Annotated in this window: 2 protein-coding genes and 1 pseudogene; 2 read left to right on the top strand and 1 reads right to left on the bottom strand. The window is 70.7% G+C overall.

What is annotated here, in order from left to right; genetic code table 11:
* Positions 1-139 (top strand): annotated as a pseudogene (locus DQW06_RS28315) (sensor histidine kinase); the annotation flags it as partial.
* On the top strand, positions 130-774 hold the full coding sequence (locus DQW06_RS28310) for a response regulator transcription factor (RefSeq protein WP_013154525.1): 645 nt from the start codon (positions 130-132) through the stop codon (positions 772-774). The pseudogene DQW06_RS28315 and the gene DQW06_RS28310, both read left to right, overlap by 10 nt.
* A 148-nt stretch (positions 775-922) precedes the next feature.
* On the opposite strand, the gene DQW06_RS28305 is transcribed toward DQW06_RS28310, so the two are convergent.
* Positions 923-1,621, bottom strand: a complete 699-nt coding sequence (locus DQW06_RS28305) for a lytic polysaccharide monooxygenase (RefSeq protein ID WP_232833191.1) — start codon at positions 1,619-1,621, stop codon at positions 923-925.
* Between the last annotated feature and the right edge of the window lie 1,068 nt (positions 1,622-2,689).

Here is a 2,689-nt window from a genome sequence, read left to right as displayed (position 1 = left end):
CGGGGTGGGCGGGGCCGACCCCGCGGGAACGGGGCTGGCCGGTCTGGCCAGCCGGGTCGAGGCGCTCGACGGCCGGCTGTCGGTGGACAGCCCCACGGGCGGACCGACCACGGTCAGGGCGGAGCTGCCGTGCGGGTGATGTTGGCCGAGGACTCGGCGCTGCTACGCGAGGGGCTGGTGCGGCTCCTGGAGGACGAGGGGCATCAGGTGCTCGCCTCGGTCGGGGACGCCGACGCCCTGTTGGCGGCCGTCCGCGAGGAGGCGCCCGACGTGGCCGTGGTGGACGTGCGCATGCCGCCCACGCACACCGACGAGGGGTTGCGCGCCGCGCTGCGGATCCGCCGGGAGCAGCCCGGAGTGGGTGTGCTGGTGCTGTCCCAGTACGTGGAGAAGCGGTACGCCACCCGGTTGTTCGGTGAGAACACCACCGGTGTGGGCTACCTGCTCAAGGACCGGGTGGTGGAGGTCGACGAGTTCCTGGAAGCCCTGGTCAGGGTGGGGAGGGGAGGCGCGGCCTTCGACCCGGAGGTGGTGCGCCAACTGCTCGCGGGCAGCAGCCGCAGGGACCCGCTGGGGCGTCTGACCGAGCGCGAGCGCGATGTCATGGCCCTGATGGCGCAGGGGCACATCAACTCGGCGATCGCGGCGCGGCTGTTCGTGTCGCAGAGCGCGGTGGAGAAGCACGCCAACGCCATCTTCGACAAGCTGGAACTGGGCGACACCAAGGGGTACAGCCGTCGCGTGCTGGCGGTGCTGCGCTACATGCAGGCCTGAGCGCGGGCGGGGCCGGGCACGGGGGCGCCGCGCGGCGGTGAGCGGTGTCCGCCGCGCGGCCGTCGGCCGCGGGTCCGCCGGGGGTGGAGGTCCCGGCGGACCCTGTCCGGAGGAGGGGTCCGGACGGCCGGTCGGTTGGTCGTGGGGATCAGGTGAAGTTCACGTCACTGCACAGGTAGTAGACCTGGTCCATGTGGGAGGCCTGCCAGATCGTGAACACGATGTGGTGGCCGGACCTGCCCGAGGTGCTGACGTCGATGTAGCTGTCCAGCGCGGGCGCGTAGGGACCGGTCTCCTCGACCAGTTCGAGGTCGTCCCAGCCCAGGGCCTGGGTGGTCGGGTCGAAGCCCTGCTCGGTGACGTAGACGCGGAAGTAGTCCGCGCCGTGCTGGGCCTGGTCGTACAGGTGGAGGGTGAAGTCGTCTCCGACGTCGGTGGTCTTCCACGGGCCGACCGCGTCCATCGAGTCGTAGCGGCCGCCCTCGGTGTTGCCGCCGCTGCACAGGGTCCCGTCGGGGATCTGGCCCTGGTGGTCGCCGCCCACGTTGTCGCGGTACAGGCCGTTCCAGTTCCACATGGCGTTGGGGTTGTCCTGCCACGCCTGCCAGCACATGGGGTCTTCCTGCGCCATGTCCGGGTTGAGGTGGTCGCTGCCCCAGCGCTCCCAGCAGCCGTAGTTGCGGCTGGCGGGGTCCACGATCGAGCCGTGCGCGGAGGCGGGGGCGGCCATCGTGGTCAGGGCGACCAGGGGCACGGAGGCCAGGACGAGCGCGCGTGCGGCCCAGGTCCGGCGGGTGGTCCCGGTGCTCTCGGTGGTCTCGGTGGTTTCAGCGGTTCGGGGGGTCATGCTTTCCATTGCGTTCTCCATCGTTCTCGGCTTGGTCAGCCGATCGACGGGAGCGCTCCCACAGCGCATGTTACCCCTCGGAGCCGAGTCGAAACAGAGCGCGGGGAAAATCCCTGGCGCGCCCTTCACGGCGGCGGCCACCGCCCCCGGCGCCCCCGGTCGCCCTTCAGGAGGAACACCCACGCGCACCACCGTCGCCCGCCGACCGGCCGCCCCGCTCCGACGCGGTGGTCGCACCCCCAGGCGACACGGCTGCGGGGAGAGCGCCGACGACGGAGACAGGTTCCCGGTCGCCTCGGATCCGCCACTGCCTCCGCTGGTCCACCGCGACTCGTCCGGCCGGATCGATGCCTGACCGCTGGGCCGGGTCGGGGCACCTGCCGGCCGGCCGAGCTGGGCGGAGCCGCCCTGGGGGCGGTGGCGGGCGGCCTCCTCGCCGAGTACGCGGGACTGCCGGTTCCGTTCCGGGTCGCGGCCGCCGCGGTGGGGCTGCTGACTGTGGCCGCCCGGCGACCGCAGGTTATTACTGATCGGTTGTGAACCAGGTCACTACCTGCGCATTTCCCTTGCGTGAACCGCGTACCAGAAATACTCCGGTCATATGGTGTTTACATATCACCATTGGCGGGCTACCGTTCAGGAAAGCGTTCCGGACCCGTAACACTCCGTCGCGGGAACCGGCGACGCCTTCGCACACACTGTTCACATCCATCCCCCTACACCCCCGCTCACCCCGACTGGGAGCGCTCCCAATCCTTCCAGTCCTTTTCGCTCGGCTTTACCCCGGATCTAAGGCACGCGAATGCAGCGCTCACCTCCATAAACGCAGGGAATTGTCCACACCTCCCGTCCGCCGGGCCCGAACTCGCCGGCCCGGCACTTCAGAAGGCTCCTTCTGGCAACCCGCTTCCATAAGGAAAGAAGAGATGAGCACACCCCCCCGTGCCGCGAACCTACGTTCGTGGACACGACGCGGCCTGGCCGCGACCTCCGCCCTGGTGCTCGGCAGCACCCTGGCGGTCGCCTCCTCCGTACCCGCCAGCGCGGCGGCCGGTTGCGAGGTCGACT

This window comes from Nocardiopsis sp. TNDT3 (assembly GCF_003427465.1).
Classification (GTDB): domain Bacteria; phylum Actinomycetota; class Actinomycetes; order Streptosporangiales; family Streptosporangiaceae; genus Nocardiopsis; species Nocardiopsis dassonvillei.
Note: the sequence above shows the minus strand (reverse complement) of the source record. Positions and strands in the feature narration are given on the sequence as shown.